The sequence below is a fragment of the Homoserinibacter sp. GY 40078 genome, assembly GCF_008017545.1.
In the GTDB taxonomy this organism is placed as follows: domain Bacteria; phylum Actinomycetota; class Actinomycetes; order Actinomycetales; family Microbacteriaceae; genus Homoserinibacter.
Genome location: NZ_VRTZ01000002.1, coordinates 428473 through 452425 on the forward strand (window position 1 = coordinate 428473; position 23953 = coordinate 452425).

The following is a 23953-nucleotide window of genomic DNA, read 5'->3' on the forward strand; positions in this document are numbered from 1 at the left end:
AACGACGGTGCCGGGGCGAGGCTCCGGCACCGTCGTCGGCTCTCGGAGAGGAGAGATCCATGGGTGAGAACCCTCGGGCGGCGAAGCTCGCCGACCGCATCAAGGAGATCGTGGCCCGACGTTTGGAGCGCGGCATCCGCGATCCGCGCCTCGGGTTCGTGACGATCACGGATGTGCGCGTGACGGGCGACCTGCAGCACGCGAGCGTCTTCTACACGGTCTACGGCACCGACGAGGAGCGGGTGAACTCCGCCGCCGCGCTCACCGCCGCGACCGGGATGCTCCGTACCGAGGTGGGGCGCAACCTCAACGTGCGCCTCACTCCGAGCCTCGAGTTCATCCCCGACGGGATCCCCGAGAACGCGGCCCACATCGAGGAGCTGCTGCGGGAGGCATCGGAGCGCGACCGCGAGGCGGCCGCGCTGGCGTCGGAGGCGCAGTACGCGGGCGAGGCTGACCCGTACGTGAAGCCGCGCGAGCTCGACGACGACGAAGACTGACTCCGAAGACTGACTCCGGCAGGAATCGTCCGGCGTCCGCGGGCGTTGAGCCCGAGGTGACTCCCGCTCTCTCCGTCCTCGACCTCGTGCCGGTGCGAATCGGCCAGACCTCCTCCGACGCGATCTCGGCATCCCTCGCTTTGGCTTCGAGGGCCGACGAGCTCGGATACTCGCGGTACTGGTTCGCGGAGCATCACAACATGCCCGCGGTGGCGTCCACCACGCCGCCTGTGCTGATTGCCGCGGCCGCGACACGTACTCGCCGCATCCGGCTCGGATCGGGCGGCGTGATGCTGCCCAACCACGCGCCGCTCGTCGTCGCGGAGCAGTTCGCAGCGCTCGAGGCGATCGCCCCGGGGCGCATCGATTTGGGAATCGGCCGCGCCCCCGGATCCGATCCGGTGATCACGGCGCTGCTGCGCGCGAGTGGTCCGACGAGCGAGGTCGACAGGTTCGAGGAGCATCTCGGTGACATCCGCGCGTTGGCCGGAGACGGGGCCACGATCACGGTGAACACCCGCGACGGGCTCCGCGACTACGAGGTGCGCGCAACTCCCGCAGCCCGCGGAGTGCCCGAGCTCTGGCTTCTCGGGTCGAGCGACTACTCCGCGCATCTCGCGGCGAAGCTCGGTCTGCCGTACGTCTTCGCGCACCACTTCTCGGGCGAGGGCACCCAGCGCGCACTCGACATCTATCGCGGTGAGTTCCGGCCGCGCGAATGCCTCGCGGCTCCCCGCACCTTCCTGACGCTCAACGTCGTCGTCGCAGAGACCGCCGAGGAGGCGGATGCGCGCGCTCTTCCCGCTCTGCAGAACATGGCGCGTCTGCGCACGGGTTCGCCGTTGCGACCTCTCGATTCGGTGGAGGCCGCCGAGCGCGAGGAGCTGTCGAGCGCCGCGGCGCAGGTCATCGAGGCGATGCGTGCGACGTGGGTCATCGGGGCGGCGCAGGATGCGGCCGAGAGCATCCGCCGCCTCGCGGACCGCTTCGGGGTGGACGAGGTGATGGTCTCCCCGAGCGCGGGCGCGCGCGACGGGGAGCTGATGGATCGTGCCGTCGGGCGCGAACGCTCGCTCGAGCTGCTCGCGGAGTCGCTCCTCACGGAGTAAGCCGTTCGACCTGACCCGCTACTTGAGAAGTCGGTCAAGCACCCGGTCGCTCAACTTGCGGCCGCCGGTCTGGCAGCCGGGGCAGTACTGGAACGTCCGGTCGGCGAAGATCACCTGCTCGATGCGCGTCCCGCACACCGGGCACGGTTCGCCGAACCGCCCGTGCACGCGCAGATTCGACTTCTTCTCGGCCTTGAGCTCCGAGGCGGCGACCCCGTCGGCGCGCGCGACGGCGTCGGAGAGGGTCTCGCGCATCGCGGAGTAGAGGGCGGCCGAGTCGGCGTCGTCCATCGCGGCCGGCTTGTAGGGCGACATGCGCGCGACGTGCAGGATCTCGTCGGAGTAGGCGTTGCCGATCCCCGCGATGACGGACTGGTCGCGCAGCACGCCCTTGAGCTGGGCGCGACCCTGCGCCGCGAGGATGCCACGGAACTGCTCGAGCGAGAAGTCATCGGCGAGCGGATCGGGGCCGAGACGAGCGACGCCGGGAACGTCGCCCAGATCCCGCACCAGATACAGCGCAAGGCTCTTCTTCGTGCCGGCCTCGGTCACGTCGAACCCGCTGCCGTCGTCGAGCGCGAGCCGCGCCGCGAGGGGGCCGGACCCCGGGCGACCGGAGGTCTTCGGCTGGCCCGCGCGCCAGCGGATCCACCCGGCGCGCGCGAGGTGCATCACGAGGTGCAGGCCCCCGTCGGTGGCGAGGTCGAGGAACTTTCCCTGACGTGAGACCCCTGTGATCCGTTCGCCGGAGAGCGCCTCGATCGGCGGGTCGTAGGTCTTGAGCGCCGGGAAAGCCGTCACCTGGAGGCGGCCGATGACGCGGCCGCGCAGGCGCGCATCCAGGTCGGATGCGAGCGCGTGCACTTCCGGTAGTTCCGGCATGCGAAAAGTGTGCCTCAGCGTGCGCCGCGCCGCATCGCGTCAGTGCATCGGAAGGCGGAACCCGCCGTCGCCGATCTCGACGAGCCCGTCCGCGACGAGTCCCCGGAGCGCCCGCTCGAGCTGATCCGCGTCGGTCCACAGCTGGGCGATCCGGTCGCGCGGCACCGGCAGCTCGTTCGCCCGCAGCTCGCGCAGGATCCGCCCGCGCACCTCGCGGTCCGACCCCGCATACGGCTTCTGCCGCGGTGCAGCCGGGCCGGTGTAGGCGGGGTATCCGGCGGCCCGCCACGCACACGCGTCGGCGATGGGGCAGCTGTCGCATCGGGGCGCGCGGGCGGTACAGACGGTCTGCCCGAGTTCCATGGTGCCCGCGTTCGTGAGGCGCGCCCGGGCGGGATCGGCCGGCAGCAGCGCCTCCGTGAGTGCGTGCTCCTCGTTCGTGCGTGCGGGTCCCGGTTCACCCACGCCTCGCACCGCACGTGCGAGGACGCGACGCACGTTGACATCGACCACAGGAACCCGCGACCCGTACGCGAACGCCGCGACCGCTCGCGCGGTGTACGGCCCGACGCCGGGGAGTGCGAGCAGCTCGTCGACATCCGACGGCACGATTCCGCCGTGGCGCTCGGTGATGGCGACCGACGCGGCATGCAGATTGAGCGCGCGCCGAGGGTAGCCGAGCCGGTCCCACGCGCGCACGGCCTCACCGGGAGGCACGGCGGCGAGATCCGCGGGCGTCGGCCAGCGTGCGAGCCATTCCTCGAGCCGCGGGATCACGCGCGCGACCGGCGTCTGCTGCAGCATGAACTCCGACACGAGCACCCCCCACGCGGGGAAGTCCGGTGCGCGCCATGGGAGCGGGCGGTGTCCGGCAGCGAACCAGCTCGCGATCCGCTCGCCCATCTCCGACACCCCACCACGTTACGGCGACAGCGCCTACCCTGGGCGCATGACGGACGAGTACCACGGGGTCGCGGTCGGCCTCGCGGACGAACTGCTGCACAACTATCCGCACGGGCGGGTCACCGCCGCGATCGATGCGCTGCCGGGGGATCCGACCGCGCCGCTGGCCGATGCCCTCGCTGACGAGCTCCGCGGGCGGGGCGCCTGGGCGACCCGCCTCACGCTGGGCGACGAGGCCGCGATCGCCGCGTTCCGCTCGGCAGGGATCGCCGGGTTCCGCGCCGAGGAGGGCGACGGCATCCTCGTGGTCGACGGCACGGGCCTGCACGCCGACGGCATCGTCGACATCTGGAACCTCTCCGTGTGGGTGAGTTCCGATCCGGAGCCCGACCCGCGTGACCCGGCGGCGCGCCGCTATCTCATCGATGCCGACCCGCCGCGTCGTGCGGACGCCGTGGTCGACATCTCCGATCCGGAGGAGGCGGTGCGGCGCTTCTCCGACTGGTGCGTCGTGCCCCGGCGTCGACGCTAGAGCGGGATCCGCCTGATCACGTCGTCGCGGGCGATGAACTCGCCCGTGCGCTCGACCTCGTGTACGAGTTCGACGATGCGATCGTTGACGGGCGAATCGAGGCCGGCCGCTCGTGCATGCTCGACGACCGCGCCGTTCAGGAAGTCGATCTCGGTCGGCTGACCGCGTCGGATGCTCTGGAGCGTTGATCCCGGGTTCGGCACGTCACCCATGCGGCGGGCGAGGAGCCGGGGGAGCAGACTGCCGAGCGCGAGGGGGAGGGCTCCCACGAGACCGATGACCGCGCCGGAGATCCCCTGGACGCGCCCGAACCGCACCCCCGTGCGACGCGCCACGCGCGCCGTCTCGCGCATGCTGGCGGTCATGATCCGGCGGAGCGGCGCATCCGCGATGACCTCCTGCACCGACATCCCGGTGATGGCAGGCAGTGCGTTCACATGGTTGATCAGGAGCTTCGTCCACTGCGCGCCGACGATGTCGCGGGTCACCTCGACCGGCAGCGCTGCGCCGACGACATCCGCGACGGTCCGCAGGAGTGCGTCGTCAGCTCCCGGTCCCGCGCCGATGACCGTCGGATTCGCCCCGGTCACGGTCACATGTCCCGGCTCGAGATACGACGCGGCGAAGAGGGCGAGGCCGCCGAGCAGGGGAGAGCGGGGAAGCTCCTGGTGGGCGACGCGGAGCCCGCCCAGTCCGTTCTGGACCACGAGCACGGGCACGCCGTCGAGCCGTGCTGCGTTCGCGGCCAGAGCCGTCGCGGCATCCTGCGCTTTGGTCGCGAGGATCGCCAGCTCGGGCACCGAGGTGAGCGCTTCGCCGGCCTGCACGTAGACGAGATGGTCGCCCCATCCGCCGTCGAGGTGGAGGCCATCGGCGCGGATGGCATCCAGTTGCCGTCCGCGCGCGACGACCTCCACCTCGTGGCCCTGAGCGCTGAGCAGCGCGGCGAAGACCCCGCCGACCGCTCCCGCCCCGATCACGCCGATCCGCATGCGATCGAGCCTAGGCGGCGACCTCCGCGGGCGCGTCCGACTCGCGAGCGATCTCCTCGACGGCGCGCGTCGCCACCGAACGTCCGGCGGGAAGCAGGAGCGAGGCGACCGCCGTGGCCGCGACGACTCCGGCGCCGGTCAGCACCGCGGGAATCGCGGCGTCAATGTATCCCGTGGGCGTGAGCTCGCCGCCGGCGCCCGTGAACACCGCCGTGAGCACGGCGATGCCGAGAGCGACCCCGACCTCGCGGATGGTGGAGTTGGTGCCCGAAGCCTTCGCCGTGTCGGCTGGAGCGATGTTCGCGAGGACCGCCGTCGACGACGGCGCGAACACGAGTCCCATCCCGACCCCGGCCATGATGAACGGTCCGACCATCTCGGAGTACGGGGTGTCGACGGCCATCGTCAGGCCGAGCCAGGTGAGAGCACCCGCCTGGAACAGGAGTCCCGCGAGGATCAGCAGCCGCGTGCCGACACGGGGCGCGACGAGGCCTGCGAGGGGGGCGATGATCATCGGCGCCATCGTCCACGGTGCCGTCGCGAGACCCGCTCCCAGTGGCGAGTAGCCGCGCACGATCTGGAGGTACTGGATCAGGATGAACACGGCGCCGAACATCCCGAAGCTGAATCCGAGGCCGACGACGTTAGCGACGGTGAACGACCGGTCGCGGAAGAGCCCGAGAGGCAGGAGAGGCGCGGCGGCACGACGCTGCCAGAGCACGAAGAGCACGAGCAGCAGCCCGCCGCCGACGAGGCCGGTGAGCACCTCGGCGCTGTCCCATCCCGCGTCGTTTCCGCGGACGATGCCCCAGACCAGGCCGAGCACACCGAGGCCCGCGAGGATCAGCCCGAGCACGTCCGGACGCTGACGGCGCCCGAACGGGTTGGGGAGCAGGGCGAGCACAAGGGGGATCGCGATGATGCCGATCGGGACGTTGATCCAGAAGATCGCGTTCCAGTCCCAACCTTCGACGACCGCCCCGCCGATGAGCGGGCCGAGAGCGACGCCGAGGCCGGCGGTGCCGCCCCAGATGCCGATCGCGAGGGGGCGACGCGCATCGGGCACGGCGCCGGCGAGCAGCGAGAGCGAGAGCGGCATGACCGCCGCGCCGCCGAGTCCCTGTACAACGCGCGCGACGATCAGCTGAGTCGGGTCGGTCGCGAGTGCGGCCGCGGCCGATGCGAGCGTGAACAGTCCGATGCCGACCGCGAAGACCGTGCGTCGACCGTAGCGGTCGCCGAGCGCGACGGACATCAGGATGAAGCTCGCGAACGCGAGTGTGTAGGCGTTCATGAACCACTGCAGCTCCTCGATGCTCGCATCGAGGTCGAGGCGTATCGCGGGCAGCGCGTTGGTCATCACCAGGTTGTCGAGGGTTGCCATGAACATCGGGAGGGCAGCGGCCAGGATCACGAGCCCGACGGGAATCCGCCTCGGTAGGCGGGTCGGGGTTCGGGTGTCCAGAGGTGCGGTCATGATTGCTCCGAGGGTGAGGGGAACCAAGAAAGTGGTAATCGGATGATTACAAACGCGAGATTAGTAATCGGTTGATAACATGTCAAGCATGAAGTCTGAGGCGTCCGCGAGCCCCACTCGCATGAGGTCCGAAGATCGGCGAGCGCTCATCCTCGAGGCGGCGACGGCGGTATTCGGGGAGCACGGTTACCACGGCGCGACGACCGACCAGATCGCCCGAGCGGCGGGCGTCAGTCAGCCCTACGTCGTGCGGATGTTCGGGGGCAAGGAAGCCATGTTCCTCGAGGTGCTCGACCGCACGCTCCAGCGGATCATCGCGTCGTTCGATGCGGCGGTCGAAGAGAACCGTGCGTCCGGCGCTGAAGGAGAAGAGGCGCTCGCTCACTGCATCGGGCGCAATTATGCGGATCTGCTCTCCGACCGGGGGCTCCTGCTCAGCCTCATGCAGGCCTTCATGCTCGGCGCCGACCCGGTCGTCGGTCCTCACGCGCGTGCCGGATTCCTCCGGGTCTACCGGTACCTGCGCGAGGTCGTGGGGCTCGACGCGACCGCCGCGAACGACTTCCTGGCGTACGGGATGTTCCTCAACACGATCGTCGGCGTGCGGATGGTAGACGACTACGAGAACGACAGCTCGGCCCGGGAGATGCTCGACGAGATCCTCCCCACGAAGCTCGAACTCCTGATGACCGACCGGAGCTCCGCCTCGTGACGAGCGGGCTGCTGCTCGTCGACAAGCCCGCAGGCATCACGAGCCACGACGTTGTGGCACGCACCCGCCGCATCGCCGGCACGCGCAAGGTGGGCCACGCGGGAACCCTCGATCCGATGGCGACGGGTCTGCTCCTCGTCGGGATCGACAGCACCACCCGGCTGCTCACCTACCTCGTCGGGCTCGACAAGGAGTACACCGCCACCATCCGGTTGGGGGAGTCGACCGACACGGACGACGCCGAAGGCACGACGACCGCGCGTATCGACGCCGGGGGTGTCGCGGATTCGGCGATCGCGTCGGGCATCGCCGCGCTGACCGGACCGATCGAGCAGGTTCCGAGCTCCGTGAGCGCGATCAAGGTCGACGGCCGTCGCGCGTACGACCGCGTCCGATCCGGAGAAGACGTGCAGCTTGCCGCACGGTCCGTGACGATCGAGGAGTTCGCCCTGCTCTCCACGCGCCGTGATGGCCCGGTGGTCGATCTCGACGTGCGCGTGGTCTGCTCGTCCGGCACCTACATCCGTGCCCTCGCGCGCGACCTCGGGGCGGGACTCGGCGTGGGCGGCCACCTCACCGCCCTGCGGCGCATGCGGGTGGGGCCCTTCTCGGTCGCGGACGCGATCGAGCTCCCCGACCCGCGCGCCGATCCGGATGCGGCCTCCGCCGTCGACCTCGGCGCGACGCTGCGCACACCGGCCGCGGTGGCGACGTCGCTGTTCCCCACCCTCCCGCTCGACCTCGAATCCACCCGCGACATCGCTCACGGCAAGCGTCTCGAGATCGACGCGCCGGATGCCGAGGTCGCCGCGGCGCTCTCGCCCGACGGGCGCCTCGTCGCGCTCGTCGAGGTCCGCCGCGGACGTACTCGGGTGTTGCTGGGGCTCCCCACCCAGGAGGTTCTCGCGTGATCATCGGATTCACGATCGCCCAGACGATCGTCGCCTGCGCGGTCGGAGTGCTGTGCGTCGTGCTCGGTCTCGCCGGCCGTAAACCCAACGACCTGACCGTACTGGCGCTGCTCGGAGTCGAGGTGCTGCTCGTGGCGCAGGTGGTCGTCGCGATCGCGGCGCCGGCGGTCGGCAATGCTCCCACGGGCAACCCGGTGGAGTTCTGGATCTACCTCGTGTGCGCCCTGTTGATCCCTCCCCTCGCGATCGTGTGGGCGCTCGTCGAGCGCACCCGCTGGTCAAACGTGGTGCTCGGAGCGGCGGCCTTCGCGGTCGCCGTGATGGTCTGGCGCATGGAGCAGATCTGGAGCGTGCAGCTGGCCTGAGTCAGCGGCTCCGGAGCGTTAGTCTGGACGACGATGTCCGCCTCTTCTCGCCAGCGCCCCTCGGGCGTCGGTCGCGTACTCGTCGCGGTCTACGCGATCCTCGCGATCGCCGCTCTCGGCCGCTCGGTGTTCCAGATCGTCGACCGGTTCGACGAGGCGCCGATCGCCTTCAGCCTCTCGGCCGTCGCGGCGCTCGTATATGTGGTCGCGACGCTCGCTCTCGGTCTCGGGTGGGACCGGATCGCGTGGATCACCGTGAGCTTCGAACTTGCGGGCGTGCTGCTCGTCGGCGGGATCTCGCTTCTCGCTCCTGCGCTGCTCGGCCTCGACGATGCGAATCCGTTCGGCCGCGAGGCGACCGTGTGGAGCGCATTCGGCGCGGGGTACCTCTTCATCCCGCTCGCCCTCCCCGTCCTCGGCATCTTCTGGCTACGTCATCGCGCCCGCGCCGGGGTCGTCGCCTGATGCTGTTCTTCGAGGGTCTCGACGCCGTCCCGGCGGAATTCGGCCCGAGCGCGGTCACGATCGGCAAGTTCGACGGCCTGCACACCGGTCATCGTGCGGTGATCGGGCGCCTTCGCTCGGTCGCGGCGGAGCGGGGCCTCGCGTCAGTCGTCGTGACCTTCGACCGCCATCCCCTCTCGCTTCTCGCGCCGGCGTTCTGCCCCGAGCCGCTCGTGAGCAACGCCCAGAAGCGGGAGCTCCTCGCCGACGCCGGGGTCGATGCGACGCTCATGCTGACCTTCGACCAGAGTCTCGCCGATCTCGACCCCGCCGACTTCGTCCGTCGTGTGCTGGTCGACGCGCTCGGGGCGCGGGTCATCCTCGCGGGCGGAGATTTCCGATTCGGGCGCAAGGGTGCGGGCGATGTCGCATTGCTGACCGCGCTCGGCGCCGAGCTCGGCTTCGAGGTCGTGCCGATCGACGATGTACGAGCCGGAGAGGATCGTCCGGATGCCGCCGAACGCCGCGCGTCGTCCACGTGGGTGCGTGAAGCCCTCGAATCCGGGCGCGTTGCGGAGGCCGCGCGTGTGCTCGGCAGGCTTCCGCAGGTGCGCTCGGTCGTGATTGAGGGGGAGCGCCGTGGCCGCGAGCTCGGCTATCCCACGGCGAATCTCGACCCCGATCGACTCGAGGGGTTCCTTCCGGCAGACGGCGTGTACGCCGCGTGGGCCGACGTGGACGGCATCCGCTACCCCGCGGCGGTGTCGATCGGCAACAACCCGACCTTCGAGGGCGTTCCGCAGCATCAGGCCGAGGCCCACCTGCTCGATGTCGACATCGATCTCTACGGGCGCACCCTCGAGCTCGCGTTCGTCGACTTCGTGCGCGGCATGCGGAAGTTCGACTCCCTCGACGAACTCGTCGCGGCGATCGACGACGATGCCCTGCAGGCACGGCGGATCCTGGGAATCGACGAGTGAGTCCGCGCGCCGTGTGGGCGGGCCGCGGCCTCGCCTTCGCCGGGATCCTGCTCATCGCATTCAATCTGCGTACCGCCGTGGCGGCGCTCTCGCCGATCCTCGACTACGTCGGCGCAGACCTCGCGCCGAGCGCGTTCGTCCTCGCGCTGATCGGCGCCGCGCCGCCGGTCGCGTTCGCCGCGGGAGCCCTGCTCGCACCGCTGCTGGCACGGGTCCTCGGCCTGGAGTGGGCACTTCTCGGTGCGGTCGGGGCGATGGTCCTCGGGCATCTCGGGCGCTCCCTTGCGCCGGATCAGGTGACGCTCACCGTCGCCACGGGCGTGAGCCTGCTCGGCATCGGGCTCGGGAACGTGCTGCTGCCCCCGGCGGTGCGGAGGTACTTCCCGGACCGCGTGGGTCTCGTCACCTCGATCTACGCCACGCTGCTCTCGGTGTCGACCGCGATCCCACCGCTCATCGCGGTGCCGATCGCCGATGCTGTGGGGTGGCGCGTGTCGCTCGCCGTATGGTGCGTCGTCGCCGCGCTGGCCGCGCCTCCGTGGATCGCGGTCCTCATGCGGCGCCGTGACGCGCCGCTGCCGCCCGTCACCCGCGAAGAGGTCATCACCGGACCGATCGAGATCGGCGTGATCGAGGTCGAGGACTCGCAGGCGGTGGCGACGGAGGCGGCCGTCGAGGGGCGCGCGGGTTCCGCCGCAGCGGAGCGCATCGGTCCGCATCTCATGCGTTCTCCGACCGCGTGGGCGATCGCCGCGATCTTCGGTGTGTCGAGTCTCTCGGCGTACGCGAGCTTCGCGTGGTTGCCGAAGCTCCTCGTCGAGGAGGCGGGGGTCGCGCCCGCCGGTGCAGGCGCCCTGCTCTCGCTCTACGCGATCATGGGGTTCCCCGCAGGACTGTTGGTTCCCGTGATCGCGGCACGCTTCGCTCGCGGTGCGGTCTGGCTCTCGCTCGCGGGGGCCGTGTTCTTCGTCTTCGGATACGTCGGGCTCCTGCTCGCGCCGGCCGCGGCGCCCGCATTGTGGGTGGCGAGCGCCGGTCTCGGGCCGCTGCTGTTCCCGCTCGCTCTCGTGCTCATCAACCTGCGTTCCCGCCGCGCCGCCACGACGATCGCGCTCTCGGGCTTCGTGCAGACCTTCGGCTATCTCGTGGGAGCCACCGGCCCCTTCGTGGTGGGGCTGCTCCACGATGTGACCGGCGGATGGACGCTGCCGCTGCTGTTCCAGCTGGCCGTGGTGATCCTGATCTTCCCCGCCGCCGCGATCCTCGGCAGGCGCCACAGCGTAGACGACGAGCTCTGAACGATGCCGCGCCGGATGCCGTGCGCGTACCGTGGGTCCGGGGATTCGGATGCAGCTCGAACGCGCCATCGACCTCCCGCGCGCGATCGTGTGGGAGGCCTTCGTCGACCCCATCCTCGTGACGGGCTGGCTGCATCCCTCCCTGACTCTCCTCGCGGCGGACGAGGTCGTCGAGCGCGTGCCTCCGGGCCCCGCGGATCGAGAGGCGGTGCTGCATGTCCGGGGATCGCAGTTCGGGGAGCTGCGCATCGTGCTCGTCGCCGTCCCGGGCGGTACTCGCGGCACCTCGACCGTTCTGCGGATCGATGGGCCGGGGCTCGGCGGTGATGCTGACGCGAGTACGTGGAACGTCCGCATGGACCGCTTGCAGGCCCTGCTCCGCGGCCACCCGGTGGACTGGTCCGTCGGCTGAGCGCCCGCGCCGCGCGGCACTGCTCATATGAGCATCAGAGCACGCGGATGCTGCGGATCGGGGATGCCCCGAGTACCGTCGTCGGGGGAGGGACGATGGACGACGAACTGCTGTCGGTCCGCGTCGCCGAGCTCTACTACGACGAGAACAAGACGCAGGACGAGATCGGGGCGCTGCTCGGCATCTCGCGCTGGAAGGCGGGACGGCTGCTCTCGCAGGCGCGGGAGAACGGGATCGTGCGCATCGAGATCGTGCACCCGCGCGCTCGGAGGCTGACGGCCGAACGCGAGCTGCGCGAGCGTTTCGGTCTCGCGGACGCGGTCGTCGTGCCGAACCCCGAGAACTCGGACGGCGTGCTCGGTCGTGTCGCCCAGGCGGCGGCCGACTACCTCACGAGCCTGCGGCCCGTCCCGCGGATGCTGGGGGTCAGCTGGGGTCGCACGCTCACCGAGGTGGCCGAGCGGCTGCCCGACGGCTGGGCCACCGGCGTGAGCGTCGTCCAGATCAACGGCGGGGTGAGCCTCAATCGCCGCCCCGGCACCGCAGCGACGCTCGCCTCCACGATCGCCCAGCGCGGTCGCGGTCACGTCACCCTGCTTCCGAGCCCCGCGATCCTGGAGAGGCTCTCGACCAAGCAAGCCATCGAGGCCGACCGAACCGTCGCCGAGGTGCTGGCTCGAGCCGCATCGGCGAACGCCTACCTGTTCAGTGCCGGCGTGGGCGACGAGCAGTCCGCGCTCGTCGAGAGCGGGTACCTGCAGGCCGAGGAGGTGCAGGAGCTGGCTCGAAAGGGCGCGATCGGCGACGTCGTCGGGCGCTACATCGACGCCAATGGCAACATCGTCGATCCCGCGCTCGACGAGCGTACGGTGGGGCTGGGGCTCGAACGCCTGCGCGAGGCGGCGACGGCGATCTTCGTGGTCGCGGGCGAGACGAAGCACGACATCGCACGCGCGGTCGTGATGAGCGGGCTCTGCACGGTGCTCATCACCGACGAGTCCACCGCGCGCGCACTTCTGGAGGAGATATGACCATCGACACTCCCGCACTGGCCCCCGTCGAACGCGCCGTGCGCGTCTTGGGCGGCGACCTCACCGAACGCGGACTCCGCCAGCACCTCGAGGGGCTGAGCGGTGTCGACGCCGTCGGACTCGAGCAGCGCGCCGCGTCGCTCGCCACCCGCTCGATCAAGACGAGCTCGAAGGCGTGGGCGCTCGATCGCATCATCGAGCTCATCGACCTGACGACGCTCGAGGGGGCCGACACCCCGGGCAAGGTGCGCTCCCTCGTCGCGAAGGCGCTCGTGCCGGACGCCACGGACCCGTCGACTCCTCGGGTGGCTGCTGTCTGCGTGTACGGCGACATGGTGCCCGTCGCGGTCGACGCGCTGGGCGGCGCGCACGGCGATCCGGATGACGGCCTCGTCTCGGTCGCCGCGGTCGCGACCGCGTTCCCCTCGGGCCGTGCCTCGCTCGCCGTGAAGCTCGCCGATACGCGCGACGCCGTCGCGGCGGGTGCGGACGAGATCGACATGGTCATCGACCGCGGTGCGTTCCTCTCGGGTCGCCTCGGCAAGGTGTTCGAGGAGATCGCCGCCGTGAAGGAGGCCTGCAGGCGCGAGGACGGCACCTCGGCGAGCCTCAAGGTGATCCTCGAGACCGGCGAGCTCGCGAGCTACGACAACATCCGCCGTGCGTCCTGGCTCGCGATCCTCGCGGGGGGCGACTTCATCAAGACCTCGACGGGCAAGGTCTCGCCGGCGGCGACCCTGCCCGTGACGCTCCTCATGCTCGAAGCCGTGCGCGACTGGCACCGGCTCACGGGCGAGCACGTCGGGGTGAAGCCTGCGGGTGGCATCCGCAGCTCGAAGGACGCGGTTCGCTACCTGGTCACCGTCGCCGAGACCGTGGGGGAGCAGTGGCTGCAGCCGCACCTCTTCCGCTTCGGCGCGTCGAGCCTGCTCAACGACGTGCTCATGCAGCGCCAGAAGCTTCGCTCGGGCCACTATTCGGGCCCCGACTACGTGACGATCGACTGAACCGACGAGCTGTGTCTCGTCGGATGGGAGAGAAATGAAGGACATCGAGATCACCGGACGCGGCTTCCTCGACTACGCGCCCGCGCCCGAGTCGACGTCGATCCTGAACCTCAAGGACAGCTACGGCCTCTTCATCGACGGGGAGTTCCGCGAGGGGAGCGGCGGCGCGTTCACGACGATCTCGCCCGCGACCGAGAAGCCGATCGCCGAGATCGCGATCGCCTCCGAAGCCGACGTCGACGCGGCCGTCCAGGCGGCGCGCAACGCGTACCGCAAGACCTGGTCGCGGATGCCGGGCGCCGACCGCGGCAAGTACCTGTTCCGGATCGCGCGCCTCGTCCAGGAGCGCGCGCGTGAGCTCGCGGTCGCCGAGAGCCTCGACAACGGCAAGCCCATCACCGAGAGCCGCGACACCGACATCCCGCTCGTGGCCGCGTGGTTCTTCTACTACGCGGGTTGGGCGGACAAGCTCGACTACGCGGGTCTCGGATCCGCTCCCCGTCCGCTCGGCGTGGCAGCGCAGGTGATCCCCTGGAACTTCCCGTTGCTCATGCTCGCGTGGAAGATCGCGCCGGCCCTCGCGGCGGGGAACACGGTCGTGCTGAAGCCCGCGGAGACCACACCGCTCTCCGCGCTGCTGTTCGCCGAGATCCTGCAGCAGGCCGACCTTCCCCCGGGCGTGGTCAACATCGTGACCGGGGCAGGGGAGACGGGCGCGGCGCTCGTGCGCCATCCGGATGTCGACAAGGTGGCGTTCACGGGATCCACCTCGGTCGGGCGTGAGATCGCCCGCACGGTCGCCGGCACGACGAAGCGCCTGACGCTCGAGCTCGGCGGCAAGGCGGCGAACATCGTCTTCGACGACGCCCCGATCGACCAGGCCGTCGAGGGAATCGTCAACGGCATCTTCTTCAATCAGGGCCACGTGTGCTGCGCGGGTAGCCGGCTGCTCGTGCAGGAGAACGTCCACGACGAGGTCGTCGACCGGCTGAAGGCGCGTCTCTCCACTCTGCGGATGGGCGACCCGCTCGATAAGAACACCGATATCGGGGCCATCAACTCCCGGGAGCAGCTGGAGCGGATCCGTCGGCTCTCCGACATCGGCGAGGCGGAGGGCGGGGAGCGCTGGAGTGCGCCCTGCGACATCCCTCAGGACGGGTTCTGGTTCGCCCCGACGATCTTCACGGGAGTCTCGACGTCGTCGACCATCGCGCGCGAAGAGATCTTCGGCCCCGTGCTCTCCGTGCTCACCTTCCGCACACCCGCCGAGGCGATCGCGAAGGCGAACAACACCCCGTACGGGCTCTCGGCCGGGATCTGGAGCGACAAGGGCTCGAAGATCCTCGCGGTGGCCGACCGGCTGCGGGCGGGCGTGGTGTGGGCCAACACCTTCAATCGCTTCGACCCCGCGAGCCCCTTCGGCGGCTACAAGGAGTCGGGATACGGCCGCGAGGGCGGCAGGCACGGTCTCGGCGCATACCTGCGTTCGGGAGCCAGCACCGAGGGAGGGAAGCGATGAGCCGCCTGACGGTCCCGAAGACCTACAAGCTCTTCATCGGCGGGAAGTTTCCGCGCAGTGAGTCCGGCCGCACCTACGAGGTCGCGACCGCAGACGGCCGCTTCTTGGCGAACGCCGCGCAGGCGAGCCGGAAGGACGCTCGCGACGCGGTCGTCGCCGCACGCGCGGCCGTGGCCGGATGGGCGGGCGCGACCGCCTACAACCGCGGCCAGGTGCTGTACCGGGTGGCCGAGGTGCTCGACGGGCGTCGGGCTCAGTTTGTCGACGAGATCGCGGCGGCCGAGGGCGTCACGGCAGCCGTCGCGGGGCGTCAGGTGGACGAGGCGGTCGACGCCTGGGTCTGGTATGCCGGATGGGCGGACAAATTCGCCCAGGTGGCGGGTGCCGGCAACCCGGTCGCGGGTCCGTTCTTCAACATCTCCGTGCCGGAGCCCACGGGAGTCGTCGCGATCGTCGCGCCTCAGGGTGGCGCGAGCCTCGCGGGGCTCGTGGCTGTCGTGGCGCCCGCGCTCGTCGCGGGAAACGCGGTCGTCGTCGTGGCCGACGAGGCGCATCCGCTCTCTGCCGTGAGCCTCGCCGAGGTTCTCGCGACGAGCGACGTGCCGGGTGGCGTGGTGAACGTGCTGACGGGCTCGCCGGCCGAGATCGCCCCCTGGCTCGCGGCGCATTCCGATGTCAATGCGCTCGACCTCGCGGGAGCGGGGAAGCTCGACTGGGTGGACCTCGAGATCGCCGCCGCCGAGACGCTCACGCGCGTGCTGCGTCCGGAGCCGGGGGTTCCCGAGCGATCGCTCGATCGGATCCTCGCGTTCACCGAGACGAAGACGGTGTGGCACACGAAGTCGTTGCTCTAGAACTCGACACGCCTCATCACGAGGCGATAACGGTTCGATAACGGACGTGTTACAGTCGGGGCACCCCGCATCCCGGCGGGGCGACCCGATTCGGAGCAGGCGTGTCGATGGTGACGCATCCCGCACGGCGGATGGTGGCGTCCGCGGTGGTCACGGTCGCTCTCGTCGCCGTCATGCTGCTCGTGCCGGATGGCGTACGCGTGTATGCCACCCACATGATGGGTGCACTGCGGGCTCCGGGCGAGGCGGCCTTCGTCGCCGGGCACCGCGGCGATCGGGCCACCGCACCCGAGAACACCATGCCGGCGTTCGAGGCGGCGTTCGCTTCCGGTCTCGAGTTCGTCGAGACGGACGTGCAGTTGACGGCGGACGGTGTGCCCGTGCTCATGCACGACGACACCGTCGATCGCACCACCGACGGCCGGGGAGCCGTCGCCGACCTCACGGTCGACGAGATCCGCGCCCTCGATGCCGGCTCGTGGTACTCGGGCGACTTCGCGGGTGTCCAGGTGCCGCTGCTCGACGAGTTCCTGTCGGCGCTGGCCGACGCCCGCAAGAAGGCGCTGCTCGAGCTCAAGGGCTACTGGGAGCCGGATGACATCCGCGTGGTGGTCGACCAGATCTATCGGCACGGCGTGCAGAACCGCGTCGTGTTCGCGAGCTTCCACCTGACGACCGTCACGCACCTCGCGCAGGTCGCGCCCGCGATCCCGCGCGTGATCATCAAGCGCGACCTCCCGAAGGACCCCGTGGCTCTTGCGGAGTATTACGACGCGATTGCGATCCTCACGACGCCCACGTCGCTCTCGGCGGACCCGGATGCGGTCGAGCGCATGCACGAGGCCGGGATCGGAGTTCTCGTCTACACGCTCAACAGCGAGAAGCGCTGGAGCGCGGCGCTCGACTTCGGGGTCGACGGGATCGTCACGGACACGCCCTCGTCGCTCGACGGCTGGATCGCCCGGACAGCGCCCGGCACGTGATCACCTGATCCGAGTCAGAGGCGCCCGATGAGCGCGTCGAAGAACGCGATCGCCTTCCGGTAGGTGCTCACCCGGATGTGCTCGTCGATGCCGTGGATCGTGTCGAGTTCGTCCTGTCGAAGGTCGAAGGGCAGGAAGCGGTACACGTTCTCCGAGATTCGTGAGGCATGCCGCGCGTCACTCGCCTGCAGCATGACATAGGGGGCGACGGCGGCATCCGGAAACACCTCGAGGATGCTCGCAACGAGGGCCTCCCACTCGGGTCCCTCCGCTCGCGAGACCGGGGGCGGGTCGTTGCCCTCGAGCACGCGCACCCGAACGGCGGGGTCGTCGATCAGCCGGACGATGTCGGCGCGGGCGGTCTCCACGGTCGAGCCCGGCAGGATCCGCACGTTCACGGTCGCCGTGGCCAGCTCCGGGACCACGTTGCGACTCGACGACCCGCGCAGCTGGGTCACCGCACGCGTGGTTCGGGTCATCGCCGCGAGCAGCGGGCTCTGGCCGGCGACGATGCGTGCGAGCGGCCCGCGGAAGGTACGCGCGTGGCGGAGCATCCAGCCGCGTGGACCGGGGATCCGCGATCCGAGCGCTTCGAGGAGCCCCACGATCGGGTCGATCAGCCGCGGCGCCTCCGGCTGGTGCTCGAGCCGCAGGATCGCGCGGGCCAGCACGGCCGCCGATCCGCCGGGGATCGGGATGGCGGCATGCCCGCCCGGCTGCTCGACAGCGAGCTCCACGTTCATGAGGCCCTTCTCGGTGAGACCGACGACCGCGGTCGGACCCAGTCCCGGAAGGAGGCCCGACATCACCGCGCCGCCCTCGTCGACGACGAGTCCGGGGGAGATGCCGCGGGAGGCGAGGAGCGCGACCATGGCTGCGGCACCGGAGCCTCCCGACTCCTCGTCGTGACCGAACATGAGGTAGATGTCCGACGCCGGCGTGAACCCCGCGTGGAGCCGTGCTTCCACCGCTTCGAGAATCGCGCCGAGGGCGCCCTTGTCGTCGAGCGTGCCTCGCCCCCATACGGCCGCCTCGTCACCGTCGCCCGCGAGCTCGGCGGCGAACGGCGGATGCGTCCAGCGCGTGTCGTCGTCGACAGCGACCACGTCCTGGTGTGCCATGAGCACCGCGGGGGAGCGCTTGTCGAAGCCGCGCCAGCGGTACAGCAGACTCCCGCTGCCGACGACCTCGCGATCCAGCTTCTCGTGCACGAGTGGGAAGAGCGCACGCAGCTCGTCGTGGAACGCCGCGAGAGCCTCGGCTGATCGGCTCGCACCCTCGTGCGAGAAGGTCGCGTGGCGCACGAGCGCGCGGAGGCGCTCGATCGGGGCGTCATCCATGGGTCGATCCTAGGGAGCCCGCGGGCGGCTCACCGGGCCGTGCGCGACGGATACGCTGGACGGGTGAGCAGCACGCGTCCCGCATCCCGCTACGGCGATCCGGGATGGCGCCGCATGGCGCTCGCTCCCGGGCTCATCGGAGCCGTCGTGCTCTTCGTGGGGATCGCGCTGATCGGCGAGGACGGCTTCCTCTACGTGAGCTGGGGTGTTGCGGTGCTCGCCCTGATCATCATGGTGTTCGTCGTCCGCGCCCGGCACTGGTGGTGGCTTCCCGTCTTCGCGGCGATCGCGGTGCTCTGGAACCCTGTCGTGCCGTTCGGATTCGACGGCCCGCTGTGGCTGGGCGCGCAGTACCTGGCGATCGCGGCGTTCATCACCGCGGGGGTGCTCGTGAAGGTCCCCGTCGACGACGCGGGGCGCCGCTAGCCAGAAGGCGCCCCTCGTGCGCTAGAATCGAGGGGTCCACCTCCCCGCCGGCAAAAGCCGCATCAGGGGGTCCCGGGGACGATCTGCACCGAGAATCCCGTTCCGGCGTACGCGCTGGAACGCCGAAGGGCGACGGACAACCGTCGCACGGGGGTCAAGACCTCCTGAGGAGAACGATGGCCACATCCGGCCAGAAGTCCCGCTCCGGCTCCAAGTCGGCGGGCAATCGCACATCCAGTCGTCGTCGCGCGCACCAGGACGAGACCGGCATCATCCCCGTGCTCGCGCGCGTCGTGCGCGGGATCGAGAACGCTGCCGAGCGGGGGAAGGTCAACCCCGCCAATCGGGTGCGGTACCGCGTCGTGGCGGTTCTCGCGCGCGAGGAGCGCTCGCGCATCAAGGCGGACACCTCGCTCACCGACGCCGAGCGCACGAAAGAGCTGACGCGTCTCGACGGCATCGCGACGATCATGGCGAAGACCGCCGCGCGCGACTCGAGCCTCATCCAGCTGCTGACCGACACCGCCCCGCTCACGCCCGCCGCCCAGGAGGTGCGCCGCACCCTTCTGCTCGAGGGTGGTGCCGAGCTCGCCCCGGAGGATCTCGTCGTCGTCACCGAGGTGAAGGCGCCCGCTCCCGCGGAGGAGCGCCAGGTCGTCCCGCAGTCGGTGCGTCAGTACCAGATGTCGAATCCCTTCCTGGCTCCGGACTTCGGTGCCGCGCAGGCGCAGCAGCCGCGTCGCAGCGGTCAGCTCGACAGCTGGGAGCTCATCGATCCGCTGTTCCGCTCGTTCGAGGTGGGGGCCGGCGGTGGAGCCGCGAGCATGGAGCTGCCCGAGGCGGCGTCTCTCGCAACCCCCGGCGGTATGGAGCTCATGCGGCACCAGGCACGCTTCGTCGAGTCGGCTCGCGAGGGGCACCGCAGCTACCTGCTCGCGGATGAGCCGGGCCTCGGCAAGACCGCGCAGGCGCTGCTCGCCGCGAACGTCGCGAACGCGTATCCGCTGCTCGTCGTGGTCCCGAACGTCGTCAAGGTCAACTGGGCGCGCGAGGTCGACCGCTGGACACCGCAGCGCACGGCGACGGTGGTTCACGGCGACGGCGATGACATCGATGCCTTCGCCGACATCGTGATCGTCAACTACGAGGTGCTCGACCGGCACGTGGCGTGGCTGTCGCAGCGCGGCTTCCGCGGGATGATCGTCGACGAGGCGCACTTCATCAAGAACCGCGACTCGCAGCGGTCGAAGAACGTGCAGCTGCTCTCGGCGTCCCTTCGGCGTCGGATGCCTGATCCGCTGCTCATCGCGCTCACGGGAACGCCGCTCATCAACCAGATCGAGGACTTCCGGATGATCTGGCAGTTCCTCGGGTGGATCGACGAGAAGAAGCCGCTCCCGCGTCTCATGGAGGCGCTCGAAGAGACCGACCTCACACCCGTGGATCCGGGGTTCTTCGCCGCCGCACGCCGTGCGGTCGTCGGGATGGGCATCGTGCGGCGCAAGAAGGTCGATGTCGCGGCCGATATTCCGGCTCGCCGCATCGCCGACATCCCCGTCGAGCTCGACGGCGAGGCCGGGCGCTCGATCCGTGCGGCCGAGGCGGCGCTCATCGCGCGCCTCGTGGAGCGGTACCGGCGACTGCGGGCGACGCGCCCGGACTCCGAGACGGCGGAGCTCGTGCGTCTCGTGGCGGCTGCGGAGCTCGAGGAGTCGAAGCAGGCCGGATCGCAGGGCGACAACGTGTTCACGATGGTCCGCCGGATCGGCCAGGCGAAGGCCACGCCGGCCGCCGACTACACGGTGAACCTCGCGCGCAACGTCGGCAAGGTCGTGTTCTTCGCGAAGCACATCGATGTGATGGATGCCGCCGAGCAGCACTTCGCTCGCGCGGGCCTGCGCACCGTGTCGATCCGCGGCGATCAGACGGCTCGGGCGCGTCAGGCCGAGATTGATGCGTTCCAGAACGACCCGGATGTCGTGGTCGCGGTGTGCTCGCTGACTGCAGCGGGTGTCGGGGTGAACCTCCAGGCCGCCTCGAACGTCGTGCTCGCGGAGCTCAGCTGGACGAACGCCGAGCAGACGCAGGCGATCGACCGTGTGCACCGTATCGGCCAGGAGCTGCCGGTGACCGCGTGGCGCATTATCGCGGCGCAGACGATCGACGGACGCATCGCCGAGCTGATCGACTCGAAGGCGGGGCTCGCGGCTCGAGCTCTCGACGGCGAGATCGTGGAGGCGGCCGAGGGCTCGGTGCAGCTGGAGGCCCTCGTGACGCTGCTCACGGACGCCGTCGCGGACCTCGATCTCGAACCTTCAACTATCTAGCGAGACTTCACGGGTTGTGCGGCGTTCACATCCGAGTAATCTCTCATTCACCGGAAGGCGCGGATCCCCTCGGGGGTCGGCCGGAAGGTAACAGAAAGGCCCTCGGGGCTCGACGAACCCCGGCGTTTCGGCGCCGGTGGAACGCGGCAACCGGGGGCCTTTCGTTGTCTCCGGAGTCCCCTGAAATGGGGGGAGCGGGGCCAGTGTGCGCTCCCTATCGTGTGAGGTGAACTGGTTGGGGGACCAGTCGGCGGCGGTGATCCTGTCCCGTTGGCGATTCCGATACGGGGGGTATACGGGAATCGCGGACAGCATCACCGCCGCCTTTATCTGTGCGGCTCGCTATGCGTCGCAACCTTCAACCATCTAGCGAGACTTCACCGCTTGTGCCCGCGTGGGGCGCGAGTACTCTCGTGGGCAACCGATGAGGCGCGAACCCGACGCACGAGGAGCGATCCGGAAGGCGAGCGGGGCGCAGCCGCACCGGGGACGGTGTCTCCCAGGCCCACACGAGGCGACTCGTGGGTAGCCGGGGAGCGGTCCCGCGAACCCGTGGAGCGTGAGTTCCATGCGCGGGACGGTGCCGAGACGGAGGGCGACCTCCTGCCGGTCGCCGCCTCGGTCGTGGTGGCCTGCCACGGCGATCCGAGCTTCCGTCTCCACCGGCGAAAGTCGGGCCTTCGGGCACGACGGCCTCACCGCCACAGAAGGGCCCCTGGACAGCGTCCGGGGGCCCTTCGTGATCGGCGGCCTCGGCGCCGTCAGTCGATTCGCGCCAGCAACGCCTCGTTGAGCCGGGCAGTCAGCCCCGCGTCGATCGGGCGGGCGACGCCGTCCACCTCGCGCAACGGCGTCGCATGCCGAACGCTCGAGACGAACCACGCCGCATCCGCGGACGCGAGGTCGGCGGGGCGCAGCAGCTCGTACCCGGTCTGCAGGCCCTCGCTCTCGGCCCAGGCGAACACGTCGGCCTGGGTCGTGCCGGCGAGGATGCCGATGTCGACCCGCGGGGTCACCAGCCGGTCGCCGTGCAGCAGCAGGAGGCTCGACACAGCTCCCTCGAGCAGGTAGCCGTCACTCGACACGAAGAGCACGTCATCTGCCCCGCGCCGTTCCGCCTCACGTCGAGCGGCACGATTGACCGCGTAGCTCAGGGTCTTGGCTCCCGCGAGAAGCCACGGCGAGGTCGACGCCACATCGTGCCGGTACCCGCGGTCGAGCAGTACGACGCTGATGCCCTCCGTGCGCTCTCGCGTGAAGTCGGGCGAGGGCAGCCCGAGCGCCCATCCGGTCGGTGCGGTCCCACCCTCGACGCCGCGGGTGAGAACGACCTTCACCGACCCCTCGTCGAGGCCGGTCGCGCTGAGCGCGTCGCCGACGGCGATGATCGCCTCCCGCCACACCCCGAGCTGGGGCGCGGGAAGGTCGAGCATGCGAGCCGACACCGCGAGGCGCTCGAGGTGCGCGTCGAGCGCCTGGAGGCGTCCGTAGGAGACGCTGATGGTCTCGAAGACGCCGTCGCCCCGCGTCGCCGCGAGGTCGTCGACCCGCAGCTGGGGAGACGTCGCGTCGACGAGGTGGAAGCCTGTCGCCTCTCCCGTCTCGGGAGAGAAGTCGATCATGGCGAGCACGGCGCTCATGCTGTCCTCCGTCGGATGTGATCGTCGTCGAGCATCGACCACACCGTCGTGCTGAGCGCGGGGTAGGCAAGGGCGATCTGGCGCATCATGCGGTAATCCACTTCGACCGTGGGGCGCCGCCCGTTGTCGGCCCGGATGAGCTCGGCCCGAAGGGTGAGCACGACGATCTCATCGACCGTGGGGAGCTCCTGCATGAACTCCCACGGATCCTCGCCCGCACGAAGGCGCTCCATGACCAGAGTGGCGCGTTCATCGTTCGCCTCGGCGCGCAGTACCTCCACGCTCGCACGCCGCCGGACGCCGCGCGTCTGGTCGTCTCTCGTCACCGTTCGAGCCTACGTCGCGATGCGGCGAGGGCCCTGCGACGCGCTTTACGATCGAGGGGTGCCCGACGGACCTCTCGCCTCGTCCCCGTACGAGATCCTCCGGGTGTCCGCCGACGCCTCGGAGGCGGAGCTCCGGCGCGCGTATCGGATGCGGGTGCGCGAGACCCATCCGGATCACGGTGGCGTAGCCGCCGAGTTCCACGCGGTACAGCTCGCCTGGGAGCTCGTGGGCTCTGCGGAGGCGCGCGCAGCCTATGACGCCCACGGACGCAGTGACGTGAGGCAGGAGGGGTTCGCCCCGCCTCCGCCGCGACAGCGTCGCGACTCGCGGCCCCAGGCGAGGTCGAGCGGCCACCCGGGCGGCTGGCATCGCGAGCGATACCTCGCCGAGATCCGCGAGTTCGCAGGACGAGGCGTCGAGGTGCCGGATCCCTACGACGCCGCGCTCGTGCGTGGCGCACCCCGTGCGGTGCGGCACCTGCTCGCCTCGGCGATCGCGGAGGAGGAGTCCGCGCGTGAGCTTGCGACGCTGGGGATCGGCTACACGGTCTGGCACGACGTGGCGACCCCGGCGGGCAAACTCGACCACATCGTGCTGGGGGCATCCGGGCTCTGGGCGCTGCTGAGCGCCGACTGGGGTGGCGATGTGCGCAGCAAGGGCACCGAGCTCGTGGGCCCCGCTGTCGCAGGAGAGCGCCCCATGCACGATCTGTCGATCCGGGCCAGGGCGTTCGGGCGGGCTGCGCGGGTGAAGTTCTCGGCGCTCGGCGTGGTCGTGCCCGACGCGGACGCGCCGGGGTTCGCCGACCTCGGCAGCCTTCGCGGATCCCGCTGCGTGCTGATCCCCAGGCCGCAGCTCGCCCACGTGATCCGCACGGGCGTCCCGGGCGTGGGTACGGGCGGGACGGACCTTTTCGAGTTGCGGACGCGCGTGCAGTCGGCCGTGCGCTTCGTCTGAGCGATCCGTCAGCGGCCGGATGACC

General features: G+C 70.3%; 25 protein-coding genes. 18 read left to right on the forward strand and 7 right to left on the reverse strand.

Annotated elements, in window-relative coordinates:
* Positions 1-59 precede the first annotated feature (59 nt).
* Positions 60-500 carry a 30S ribosome-binding factor RbfA gene (rbfA, locus tag FVQ89_RS10755; protein WP_147901942.1) on the forward strand — a complete coding sequence of 147 codons (441 nt, stop codon included), beginning with the start codon at positions 60-62 and terminating at the stop codon, positions 498-500.
* 56 nt (positions 501-556) lie between these two features.
* Positions 557-1609 (forward strand): LLM class flavin-dependent oxidoreductase, encoded by a 1053-nt coding sequence (locus FVQ89_RS10760; protein ID WP_147901943.1) that lies wholly within the window; start codon positions 557-559, stop codon positions 1607-1609.
* 18 nt (positions 1610-1627) lie between these two features.
* On the opposite strand, the gene FVQ89_RS10765 is transcribed toward FVQ89_RS10760, so the two are convergent.
* Both FVQ89_RS10765 and FVQ89_RS10770 read right to left on the reverse strand, forming a co-directional pair.
* Entirely contained in the window at positions 1628-2491 is an 864-nt protein-coding gene (locus FVQ89_RS10765) for an Fpg/Nei family DNA glycosylase (RefSeq protein WP_147901944.1), read from the reverse strand.
* A 39-nt stretch (positions 2492-2530) separates the two neighbouring features.
* Complete coding sequence (locus tag FVQ89_RS10770) at positions 2531-3394, reverse strand: A/G-specific adenine glycosylase (protein ID WP_147902435.1); 864 nt, start codon at positions 3392-3394, stop codon at positions 2531-2533.
* 46 nt (positions 3395-3440) lie between these two features.
* Here FVQ89_RS10770 and FVQ89_RS10775 point away from each other — a divergent pair, with 46 nt between their 5' ends.
* Entirely contained in the window at positions 3441-3926 is a 486-nt protein-coding gene (locus FVQ89_RS10775) for a hypothetical protein (RefSeq protein ID WP_147901945.1), read from the forward strand.
* Here FVQ89_RS10775 and FVQ89_RS10780 read toward each other — a convergent pair.
* Together FVQ89_RS10780 and FVQ89_RS10785 are read right to left on the reverse strand one after the other, a co-directional pair.
* Positions 3923-4918, reverse strand: coding sequence for a ketopantoate reductase family protein (locus tag FVQ89_RS10780; RefSeq protein ID WP_147901946.1), 996 nt, complete (start codon positions 4916-4918; stop codon positions 3923-3925). The genes FVQ89_RS10775 and FVQ89_RS10780 overlap by 4 nt on opposite strands.
* A gap of 10 nt (positions 4919-4928) precedes the next feature.
* Positions 4929-6395 carry a DHA2 family efflux MFS transporter permease subunit gene (locus FVQ89_RS10785; RefSeq protein WP_147901947.1) on the reverse strand — a complete coding sequence of 489 codons (1467 nt, stop codon included), beginning with the start codon at positions 6393-6395 and terminating at the stop codon, positions 4929-4931.
* 88 nt (positions 6396-6483) lie between these two features.
* On the opposite strand from FVQ89_RS10785, the gene FVQ89_RS10790 reads away from it, so the two are divergent.
* From FVQ89_RS10790 to FVQ89_RS10845, 12 genes are all read left to right on the forward strand, one after another.
* Positions 6484-7107, forward strand: a complete 624-nt coding sequence (locus FVQ89_RS10790; protein WP_187265008.1) for a TetR/AcrR family transcriptional regulator — start codon at positions 6484-6486, stop codon at positions 7105-7107.
* A complete protein-coding gene (truB, locus tag FVQ89_RS10795) occupies positions 7104-8018 on the forward strand; it encodes a tRNA pseudouridine(55) synthase TruB (RefSeq protein ID WP_147901949.1) in 915 nt (304 codons plus the stop codon). Before FVQ89_RS10790 ends, truB begins: the two co-directional genes overlap by 4 nt.
* The gene (locus tag FVQ89_RS10800) at positions 8015-8383 is read left to right on the forward strand and encodes a hypothetical protein (protein WP_147901950.1); all 369 of its coding nucleotides are present in this window, start codon (positions 8015-8017) and stop codon (positions 8381-8383) included. The genes truB and FVQ89_RS10800 overlap by 4 nt, the downstream gene beginning before the upstream one ends.
* A 33-nt stretch (positions 8384-8416) precedes the next feature.
* Positions 8417-8848 carry a hypothetical protein gene (locus tag FVQ89_RS10805; RefSeq protein ID WP_147901951.1) on the forward strand — a complete coding sequence of 144 codons (432 nt, stop codon included), beginning with the start codon at positions 8417-8419 and terminating at the stop codon, positions 8846-8848.
* Complete coding sequence (locus FVQ89_RS10810; protein WP_147901952.1) at positions 8848-9807, forward strand: bifunctional riboflavin kinase/FAD synthetase; 960 nt, start codon at positions 8848-8850, stop codon at positions 9805-9807. The genes FVQ89_RS10805 and FVQ89_RS10810 overlap by 1 nt, the downstream gene beginning before the upstream one ends.
* Positions 9804-11105 (forward strand): CynX/NimT family MFS transporter, encoded by a 1302-nt coding sequence (locus FVQ89_RS10815; RefSeq protein WP_147901953.1) that lies wholly within the window; start codon positions 9804-9806, stop codon positions 11103-11105. The genes FVQ89_RS10810 and FVQ89_RS10815 overlap by 4 nt, the downstream gene beginning before the upstream one ends.
* Positions 11106-11154: 49 nt before the next feature.
* On the forward strand, positions 11155-11517 hold the full coding sequence (locus tag FVQ89_RS10820) for a hypothetical protein (RefSeq protein WP_147901954.1): 363 nt from the start codon (positions 11155-11157) through the stop codon (positions 11515-11517).
* Between the two features lie 95 nt (positions 11518-11612).
* The gene (locus FVQ89_RS10825; protein ID WP_147901955.1) at positions 11613-12548 is read left to right on the forward strand and encodes a sugar-binding transcriptional regulator; all 936 of its coding nucleotides are present in this window, start codon (positions 11613-11615) and stop codon (positions 12546-12548) included.
* A complete protein-coding gene (deoC, locus tag FVQ89_RS10830; RefSeq protein WP_147901956.1) occupies positions 12545-13555 on the forward strand; it encodes a deoxyribose-phosphate aldolase in 1011 nt (336 codons plus the stop codon). The genes FVQ89_RS10825 and deoC overlap by 4 nt, the downstream gene beginning before the upstream one ends.
* A 34-nt stretch (positions 13556-13589) precedes the next feature.
* On the forward strand, positions 13590-15074 hold the full coding sequence (locus FVQ89_RS10835; RefSeq protein ID WP_147901957.1) for an aldehyde dehydrogenase family protein: 1485 nt from the start codon (positions 13590-13592) through the stop codon (positions 15072-15074).
* Positions 15071-15928, forward strand: coding sequence for an aldehyde dehydrogenase family protein (locus tag FVQ89_RS10840; RefSeq protein WP_147901958.1), 858 nt, complete (start codon positions 15071-15073; stop codon positions 15926-15928). Before FVQ89_RS10835 ends, FVQ89_RS10840 begins: the two co-directional genes overlap by 4 nt.
* A 107-nt stretch (positions 15929-16035) precedes the next feature.
* Positions 16036-16911 (forward strand): glycerophosphodiester phosphodiesterase family protein, encoded by an 876-nt coding sequence (locus tag FVQ89_RS10845; RefSeq protein ID WP_147901959.1) that lies wholly within the window; start codon positions 16036-16038, stop codon positions 16909-16911.
* Between the two features lie 14 nt (positions 16912-16925).
* Here FVQ89_RS10845 and FVQ89_RS10850 read toward each other — a convergent pair whose 3' ends face one another.
* The gene (locus FVQ89_RS10850; protein WP_147901960.1) at positions 16926-18251 is read right to left on the reverse strand and encodes a M20/M25/M40 family metallo-hydrolase; all 1326 of its coding nucleotides are present in this window, start codon (positions 18249-18251) and stop codon (positions 16926-16928) included.
* A gap of 63 nt (positions 18252-18314) precedes the next feature.
* Here FVQ89_RS10850 and FVQ89_RS10855 point away from each other — a divergent pair, with 63 nt between their 5' ends.
* Positions 18315-18677 carry a DUF6804 family protein gene (locus FVQ89_RS10855; protein WP_255513566.1) on the forward strand — a complete coding sequence of 121 codons (363 nt, stop codon included), beginning with the start codon at positions 18315-18317 and terminating at the stop codon, positions 18675-18677.
* Between the two features lie 176 nt (positions 18678-18853).
* The gene (locus FVQ89_RS10860; protein ID WP_147901961.1) at positions 18854-21004 is read left to right on the forward strand and encodes a DEAD/DEAH box helicase; all 2151 of its coding nucleotides are present in this window, start codon (positions 18854-18856) and stop codon (positions 21002-21004) included.
* Positions 21005-21765: 761 nt separating this feature from the next.
* Here the strand turns inward: FVQ89_RS10860 and FVQ89_RS10865 are convergent.
* Complete coding sequence (locus FVQ89_RS10865) at positions 21766-22644, reverse strand: aminotransferase class IV (protein WP_147901962.1); 879 nt, start codon at positions 22642-22644, stop codon at positions 21766-21768.
* Positions 22641-22970, reverse strand: coding sequence for a tryptophan synthase subunit alpha (locus tag FVQ89_RS10870; protein WP_147901963.1), 330 nt, complete (start codon positions 22968-22970; stop codon positions 22641-22643). Before FVQ89_RS10870 ends, FVQ89_RS10865 begins: the two co-directional genes overlap by 4 nt.
* 58 nt (positions 22971-23028) lie before the next feature.
* Here FVQ89_RS10870 and FVQ89_RS10875 point away from each other — a divergent pair, with 58 nt between their 5' ends.
* Positions 23029-23928: a J domain-containing protein gene (locus FVQ89_RS10875; protein ID WP_147901964.1), complete on the forward strand. Its 900-nt coding sequence runs from the start codon at positions 23029-23031 to the stop codon at positions 23926-23928.
* Positions 23929-23953 lie beyond the last annotated feature (25 nt).

What these genes read in the sequence shown, in the direction of transcription:
- FVQ89_RS10780 (WP_147901946.1), bottom strand. Translation starts at nt 4,918, where the DNA reads ATGCGGATCGGCGTGATCGGGGCGGGAGCGGTCGGCGGGGTCTTCGCC.
- FVQ89_RS10765 (WP_147901944.1), bottom strand. Translation starts at nt 2,491, where the DNA reads ATGCCGGAACTACCGGAAGTGCACGCGCTCGCATCCGACCTGGATGCG.
- FVQ89_RS10865 (WP_147901962.1), bottom strand. Translation starts at nt 22,644, where the DNA reads ATGAGCGCCGTGCTCGCCATGATCGACTTCTCTCCCGAGACGGGAGAG.
- FVQ89_RS10810 (WP_147901952.1), top strand. Translation starts at nt 8,848, where the DNA reads ATGCTGTTCTTCGAGGGTCTCGACGCCGTCCCGGCGGAATTCGGCCCG.
- FVQ89_RS10820 (WP_147901954.1), top strand. Translation starts at nt 11,155, where the DNA reads ATGCAGCTCGAACGCGCCATCGACCTCCCGCGCGCGATCGTGTGGGAG.
- FVQ89_RS10790 (WP_187265008.1), top strand. Translation starts at nt 6,484, where the DNA reads ATGAAGTCTGAGGCGTCCGCGAGCCCCACTCGCATGAGGTCCGAAGAT.
- FVQ89_RS10785 (WP_147901947.1), bottom strand. Translation starts at nt 6,395, where the DNA reads ATGACCGCACCTCTGGACACCCGAACCCCGACCCGCCTACCGAGGCGG.
- FVQ89_RS10825 (WP_147901955.1), top strand. Translation starts at nt 11,613, where the DNA reads ATGGACGACGAACTGCTGTCGGTCCGCGTCGCCGAGCTCTACTACGAC.
- FVQ89_RS10850 (WP_147901960.1), bottom strand. Translation starts at nt 18,251, where the DNA reads ATGGATGACGCCCCGATCGAGCGCCTCCGCGCGCTCGTGCGCCACGCG.
- FVQ89_RS10860 (WP_147901961.1), top strand. Translation starts at nt 18,854, where the DNA reads ATGGCCACATCCGGCCAGAAGTCCCGCTCCGGCTCCAAGTCGGCGGGC.
- FVQ89_RS10805 (WP_147901951.1), top strand. Translation starts at nt 8,417, where the DNA reads ATGTCCGCCTCTTCTCGCCAGCGCCCCTCGGGCGTCGGTCGCGTACTC.
- FVQ89_RS10845 (WP_147901959.1), top strand. Translation starts at nt 16,036, where the DNA reads ATGGTGACGCATCCCGCACGGCGGATGGTGGCGTCCGCGGTGGTCACG.
- FVQ89_RS10775 (WP_147901945.1), top strand. Translation starts at nt 3,441, where the DNA reads ATGACGGACGAGTACCACGGGGTCGCGGTCGGCCTCGCGGACGAACTG.
- deoC (WP_147901956.1), top strand. Translation starts at nt 12,545, where the DNA reads ATGACCATCGACACTCCCGCACTGGCCCCCGTCGAACGCGCCGTGCGC.
- FVQ89_RS10840 (WP_147901958.1), top strand. Translation starts at nt 15,071, where the DNA reads ATGAGCCGCCTGACGGTCCCGAAGACCTACAAGCTCTTCATCGGCGGG.
- FVQ89_RS10835 (WP_147901957.1), top strand. Translation starts at nt 13,590, where the DNA reads ATGAAGGACATCGAGATCACCGGACGCGGCTTCCTCGACTACGCGCCC.
- FVQ89_RS10770 (WP_147902435.1), bottom strand. Translation starts at nt 3,394, where the DNA reads ATGGGCGAGCGGATCGCGAGCTGGTTCGCTGCCGGACACCGCCCGCTC.
- rbfA (WP_147901942.1), top strand. Translation starts at nt 60, where the DNA reads ATGGGTGAGAACCCTCGGGCGGCGAAGCTCGCCGACCGCATCAAGGAG.